This window comes from Rhodococcus shunpengi (assembly GCF_048381395.1).
Classification (GTDB): domain Bacteria; phylum Actinomycetota; class Actinomycetes; order Mycobacteriales; family Mycobacteriaceae; genus Rhodococcus.
Map to the genome: position 1 here is coordinate 392,214 of NZ_JBLWIU010000024.1, position 6,628 is coordinate 398,841.

The following is a 6,628-nucleotide window of genomic DNA, read 5'->3' on the forward strand; positions in this document are numbered from 1 at the left end:
GGTGGGTGCCGATGACCGAACCGCACCCTCCCATCACCGTGTTCATCGCCGACGACCAGGCCATGGTTCGGCAGGGCTTCGGAGCACTGCTCGGAGCTCAGCCCGACATCAGCGTCGTCGGCGATGCCCCCGACGGTCGAGCGGCCGTCTCGGAGGTCGCGCGCCTGCGACCCGACGTCGTCCTCATGGACGTGCGCATGCCCGAGATGAACGGTCTCGACGCGGCGCGGCACATCCTCGCCGACACCCGTGAGCCGCGGTCGAAGGTGCTCATGCTCACCACCTTCGATCTCGACGACTATGTCTACGAGGCGCTGGGGATGGGAGCGAGCGGGTTCCTGCTCAAAGACGCGCCGGCCGACGAACTCGTGCGGGCCGTGAGGGTGGTCGCCGACGGACAGGCACTGCTCGCGCCGACCGTCACTCGCCGCCTCATCGCCGACGTCACCAGCCGGCGCCGGCCGGCGAGAGGACGCGACCGCGTCCTCGATCCTCTCACCCCGCGCGAACTCGAAGTGCTCGAACTGATCGCGCACGGCCTGTCGAACACCGAGATCGCGGAGCGGTTGTTCGTCGCCGAACAGACCGTCAAGACCCACGTCGGAAAGGTGCTCGGGAAGCTGCATCTGCGCGACCGCGCGCAGGCCGTGGTGCTCGCCTACGAGTCCGGTCTCGTCACACCCGGCTGAATCGGGCTGCCGTCGCGACTGCGAACGGGCAGGATTGGCACTGCAGCACCGGTCCGGGCAGTACCGGTTCTGCGGTACTGGTCCATCCGACGGGAGGTAGTGCGTGACGAGGATCGGAATTCTCACCAGTGGCGGGGACTGTCCCGGTCTCAACGCGGTCATCCGCGGAGCGGTGCTCAAGGGGACCGAGGTGCACGGACAGGAGTTCGTCGGATTCCTCGACGGCTGGCGCGGTCTCGTCGAGGGCGATGTGATCCCGTTGGACCGCAGCCGTGTTCGCGGTCTCGCCCAGCAGGGAGGCACGATCCTCGGCACGAGCCGGTTCGGCCCGTACCAGGGACCTGACGGCGGGGCACAGAACATCCAGAAGACCCTCGACCGCCTCGGGATCGACGCCGTGATCGCCATCGGGGGAGAGGGCACCGCCGCAGCCTCGAAGCGGCTCTTCGGTGAAGGGATCCGCATCGTCGGTGTGCCGAAGACGATCGACAACGACCTCAGCCACACCGACTACACCTTCGGTTTCGACACGGCCGTCGAGATCGCGACGGTGGCGATCGACCGCCTCCGCACCACCGGCAACTCCCACAAACGCTGCATGGTGCTCGAGGTTATGGGCCGGCACGCCGGATGGATCGCACTGCACGCGGGCACCGCGGGCGGCGCACACGCCATCCTCATCCCGGAACACCCCGAGAGCCTGGAACAGATCTGCGAGTGGGTGATGAGTGTTCGCAACCGCGGGCGCTCGCCGATGGTCGTCGTCGCCGAGGGCTTCACACTCCCCGAGATGGAGGAGGCATACTCCACCAAGGGACTCGACGGATTCGACCGGCCGCGCCTCGGTGGGATCGCGGAGGTGCTCGCGCCGCTCATCGAGAAGCACACCGGCATCGAGGCCCGCGCGACGGTCCTCGGGCACATCCAACGAGGCGGTGTCCCCACGGCATTCGACCGGGTGCTCGCCACCCGACTCGGCATGGCGGTGACCGATCTCGTCGCCGAGGAGGACTGGGGGCACATGGTCGCACTGCACGGCACCGACATCGCCCGGGTCGATTTCGACGAGCTCGCCGAACCGAAGTACGTGCCCGACGAGCGCTATCAGGAGATGCGGATCCTGTTCGGGTGAGGCCGCGCGTCGGCACTCCCGGCGCCGTCTAAAATCGACACCATGACTGCCTCCGTGTCCGCTGACCTGCTCGCCTACGACGACGTGCTCGCGAAGTTCGAGCCCGTGATGGGCATGGAGGTGCACGTCGAGCTGCACACCGCCACCAAGATGTTCTGCGGCTGCCCGACCGCCTTCGGCGCCGAGCCCAACACGCAGGTGTGCCCGGTCTGCCTCGGTCTGCCGGGGGCACTGCCCGTCGTCAACCAGGCTGCCGTCGAGTCCGCGATCCGCATCGGCCTCGCGCTGAACTGCTCGATCACCCCGTGGGGTCGCTTCGCGCGGAAGAACTACTTCTACCCGGATCAGCCGAAGAACTACCAGATCTCGCAGTACGACGAGCCGATCGCCACCGACGGATATCTCGACGTCGTGCTCGACGACGGCACCACCTGGCGCGTCGACATCGAGCGCGCGCACATGGAGGAGGACACCGGCAAGTCGCTGCACGTCGGTGGCGCCACCGGTCGCATCCACGGTGCGAGTCACTCGCTGCTCGACTACAACCGCGCCGGTGTGCCGCTCGTCGAGATCGTCACCAAGCCGATCGTCGGTGCCGGCGAGCGCGCCCCCGAGGTCGCCCGCGCCTACGTCACTGCCCTGCGCGACCTGCTCAAGGCCCTCGATGTCTCCGACGTCCGCATGGACCAGGGTTCGATGCGGTGCGACGCGAACATCTCGCTGATGCCCATCGGCGCGAAGGAGTTCGGTACCCGTACCGAGACGAAGAACGTCAACTCCCTCAAGTCCGTCGAGGTCGCGGTGCGCTACGAGATGCGCCGCCAGGCGGCCGTGCTGGTCTCCGGTGGTGAGGTGATCCAGGAGACCCGGCACTTCCAGGAGGCCGACGGCACCACCTCGCCCGGTCGCCGCAAGGAGACCGCCGAGGACTACCGCTACTTCCCGGAGCCCGACCTCGAGCCGATCGCGCCCGACGCCGCCTGGGTCGAGGAGTTGCGCGCGACGCTGCCCGAGCTGCCGTGGCTGCGCCGCGCCCGCATCCAGGCCGACTGGGGTGTCTCCGACGAGGAGATGCGCGACCTCGTCAACGCCGGTGCGCTCGATCTCGTCATCGCGACCACCGAGGCCGGCGCCCCCGCCTCGGAGGCCCGCTCGTGGTGGGTCGCCTACCTGGCCCAGCAGGCCAACACCCGCGGTGTCGAACTCGCCGAACTGCCCATCACGCCCGAGCAGGTCGCCCGCGTCATCGCACTGGTGGCCGACGGCAAGCTGACGAACAAGCTGGCCCGTCAGGTCGTCGACGGTGTGCTCGCCGGTGAGGGCGAGCCCGACGAGGTGGTCGCCGCTCGCGGTCTCGAGGTCGTGCGCGACGATTCGGCGCTGCAGGCCGCGGTCGACGCCGCTCTGGCCGCCAACCCCGACATCGCCGACAAGATCCGGTCCGGCAAGGTTCAGGCGGCCGGCAAGATCGTCGGCGACGTCATGAAGGCCACTCGCGGACAGGCCGATCCGGCGCGCGTGAAGGAACTCGTCATCGCCGCGTGCAGTTGATCTTGCGCGGCTAGAGTAGCGGCGCATGGACGCTGCTGTAGCCACCTCGCTGTTCTGGATCGCCGTCGCGGCGGTGCTGGCACCGCTGATCGCCGGCGCCGTTCCGCGTCGGCTGGTCCCCGAGGTCGTGCTGCTGCTGGTGGCCGGTGTCCTCATCGGTCCCTACGCGCTCGACCTCGCGGAGACGGGCAGCGAGATCGGTATCCTGCGCGAACTCGGCCTGGGGATGCTCTTCCTGCTCGCCGGATACGAGATCGACCCCGCCGAGCTGCGCGGGCGGGGTGGGCGTCGCGCGATGTTCACCTGGTGCGTGTGCATGTTGTTGGCTCTCGGCACCGTCGCCGCACTGGGAGCGGCGGGTCAGGTGCACGCCGAGATCGCCGTGGCGATCGCGCTGACGTCCACGGCGCTGGGGACGCTCCTGCCGATCCTCGCCGACCGCGGACTCGTCGCAACCCCACTCGGACGCTCGGTGCTCAACCACGGGGCGTTCGGAGAGCTGCTGCCCGTCGTGGCCATGGCGACCCTGCTCGGTGCGCGCGGCGCACTCGGCTCGCTGATCGTCCTGCTGGCGTTCGCGGTCGTGGCCGTCGTCGTCGCCGTGCTGCCGACCTGGATCCTGCGGGAGGGCTCACGGTTCACCCAGTTCGTCCGGCTCGGTTCCGACACCACCGCCCAGATCCCGGTGCGCCTGACGATGCTGCTGCTCGTCGGACTCATCGCCGTCGCGGCCGTCTTCGATCTCGACATCATCCTCGGTGCCTTCGCGGCCGGTTTCATCCTGCGCCGCACGATCCCGGCGGGCGACGAACGGCTCGAGAAGAAGCTCGATGGTCTGGGCTACGGCTTCCTCATCCCGATCTTCTTCGTCACCTCGGGCATGGCGATCGACGTCGGTGCCGTCGTGAGTGCCCCGGGGATCCTGCTGGCATTCCTCGGACTGCTCGTCCTGGTGCGGGGTGTGCCGGTCTTCGTCGCATCGCGCCTCGAACGTGACGAGACCGGAAAGCGGATGTTCGGAACCGCGGAGCAGTTGCAGATCGCCCTGTACTCGACGACGGGTCTTCCCCTGATCGTCGCGGTCACGGGCGTGGCGGTGAGTGCCGACCAGATGTCGAACGCGAGCGCGTCGATCCTCGTGGCGGCGGGCGCCGTCACCGTCCTCGTGCTCCCGATGCTCGCGGGACTGCTCCACCGCACCGAACCGGTGGAGACGCCGGAGCGGGCGTGATCAGTCGAATCCACCGCCACCGGCCGGGAACTGGATGCGGACGACGCGGTCGTCGTTCGGTCCCGGTTCGGAACCGGACTTGTTGACCGTCGAGACCCACAGCAGGCCGTCGGGCGACGACGCGGCGCCGCGCAGCATGCCGTAACGGTCCTCCGCTGCGAGGACGGGCGACGCCGTGACCGCTCCGGTGCCCGGATCGGTGGCGACGACCGCGACGGCCTTCGCGTCGGTGAGCGAGATCGCGATCCCGTCGGGGGCCGCTGCGCACCCGGCGACACCGGGCCGCTCGGGCCACGTCCAGGCCGGGCCGGTGCCGGTCGAGCCGTCGACCCCGATCCGCTGGAGCCGGTCCTCGAGGGGAGTGCGGTCGGTGACCCACAGATTGCCGTTGGGGTCGCGGCACACATCGCCCGCGGTGCCGATGCCCGACAACATCACCGACGGGGCGGGTGCCGCGCCGGGGGCTGGGAGCGGCAGGTTCAGGAGCTTGCCGGACAAGACGTTCGGATCGTTTGCGGCCGCTGCGTTTCCGGCGTCGCCTGTCAGGACGGCGAGTTCGGTGGGTGAGACGAACTCGATGGCGCCGGAGTTGCCCGTCGCGCCGCGGGGGATCCCCGTCAGCACGTCCTTGGGAGTGTCACCCGCGGCGATGCGGACCACGCGGTTGTCGGAGGCCGTGGTGATGTAGGCGTAGAGCAGTCGGTCCTCGGCGAAAGTGGGGGAGAGCGCCACGTCCAGCAGCCCACCGTCCCCGGAGCCGTCGACCGGGATGGTCGCGATCTCCACCGGCTCGGTCTCCGGGGCGACCTGCAGTATCCGGCCCGTCCGACGCTCGGTGACGAGCGCGGAGTTGCCGTCGGGCATCGTCACCAGGCCGCCGGTGACGTCGAGGCAGGTCGCGATCACGGACGGATCGGGGTCGACACAGGGCCCCGGTGGCTTGGGGGAGGCGCTCGGCGTCGTCGTCTCGGTGGGGTCCTGGGGTCCGACGCCCGGTCCCGGGTCGAAGGTGGGCTCGGGAGTGAACGGGGTCGACGCGGAGTCGTCGAAGCGGGCGCAGGACGGGACGGCGAGGACTCCGACGGCGAGCACCGCCGCTGCCGCACGTACGCCCCACGAACCCGTCCATCGCGTACCCCGTGTCATGCCGCAAACGTTACCGGCACGACGCGCGCACCCACGGATGCCGGGTGCGGGGACGGTCACGGGCATAGGCTGAGGACGTGGCCGACAACAAGAACGGTGGCATACCGGACGCGGGTTCGAATCCCTACGGCGACCAGCCCGACGAACACACACTCGAGATGCGCCGACCACGCGAGTCGTATCTCGGATCCGACGATGACTTCGGCGCAGGCGGAACTCCCCTCGGCAGCGACGCCTACGCCGCTCCCACCGAGCAGATGTACCGGCCGGAGCCGGTCTACGGTGCGGATACGGGCGGCGCGGTGGTCGCCGGAGAACAGGCCCCGGCGAAGGTGCGCCGCGGAACGCTCGACCTCGGTCTGTTCGTCCTGCGTGCGGCGGTCGGGGCGATCCTCGTCGCCCACGGACTGCAGAAGCTGGTGGGTCTGTGGAACGGGCCTGGACTCGACGGTTTCGAGTCGTTGCTCCGCGATGCGGGATACCAGCAGCCCGCCGTGCTCGCGATCGTCGGCGCGGTCGGTGAGATCGCGGCCGGAGGACTGCTCGTCCTGGGTCTGCTCACCCCGTTCGCCGCTGCCGCGATCGTCGCGATCATGGTCAACGCGGTGCTGTTCAAGCACGAACTCGAACCGGGCGTCCAGTTCTTCGCCGCCGAATCGTCGGGCTTCGAATTCGAGGCCCTCCTCGTCGCCTGCGCGGTGGCGATCACCCTCACCGGACCGGGACGCATCGCGATCGACGGGCGACGCGGGTGGGCGACGCGTCCGTTCCTGGGCTCGTTCGTCGTGCTGCTGCTGGGTGTGGCGGCCGGCGTGTGCCTGTGGATCTTCGGACGCTGAGACACGGCAAGCCGGACATTACGAAGGGCGAGGGCCCCGC

At 69.4% G+C, this 6,628-nt stretch carries 6 protein-coding genes; 5 read left to right on the forward strand and 1 reads right to left on the reverse strand.

Annotated elements, in window-relative coordinates:
* Positions 1–11 precede the first annotated feature (11 nt).
* From ACNJ7K_RS14090 to ACNJ7K_RS14105, 4 genes are all read left to right on the forward strand, one after another.
* On the forward strand, positions 12–689 hold the full coding sequence (locus tag ACNJ7K_RS14090; protein ID WP_120279752.1) for a response regulator: 678 nt from the start codon (positions 12–14) through the stop codon (positions 687–689).
* 103 nt (positions 690–792) lie between these two features.
* A complete protein-coding gene (locus ACNJ7K_RS14095) occupies positions 793–1,821 on the forward strand; it encodes a 6-phosphofructokinase (RefSeq protein WP_120279751.1) in 1,029 nt (342 codons plus the stop codon).
* Positions 1,822–1,863: 42 nt separating this feature from the next.
* Positions 1,864–3,372 (forward strand): Asp-tRNA(Asn)/Glu-tRNA(Gln) amidotransferase subunit GatB, encoded by a 1,509-nt coding sequence (gene gatB / locus ACNJ7K_RS14100; protein WP_016691191.1) that lies wholly within the window; start codon positions 1,864–1,866, stop codon positions 3,370–3,372.
* 25 nt (positions 3,373–3,397) lie between these two features.
* The gene (locus ACNJ7K_RS14105; protein ID WP_159417956.1) at positions 3,398–4,603 is read left to right on the forward strand and encodes a cation:proton antiporter; all 1,206 of its coding nucleotides are present in this window, start codon (positions 3,398–3,400) and stop codon (positions 4,601–4,603) included.
* Here ACNJ7K_RS14105 and ACNJ7K_RS14110 read toward each other — a convergent pair whose 3' ends face one another.
* On the reverse strand, positions 4,604–5,749 hold the full coding sequence (locus ACNJ7K_RS14110) for a PQQ-dependent sugar dehydrogenase (protein ID WP_230788926.1): 1,146 nt from the start codon (positions 5,747–5,749) through the stop codon (positions 4,604–4,606).
* Between the two features lie 77 nt (positions 5,750–5,826).
* On the opposite strand from ACNJ7K_RS14110, the gene ACNJ7K_RS14115 reads away from it, so the two are divergent.
* Positions 5,827–6,588 carry a DoxX family protein gene (locus tag ACNJ7K_RS14115; RefSeq protein ID WP_039585118.1) on the forward strand — a complete coding sequence of 254 codons (762 nt, stop codon included), beginning with the start codon at positions 5,827–5,829 and terminating at the stop codon, positions 6,586–6,588.
* Positions 6,589–6,628: the final 40 nt, after the last annotated feature.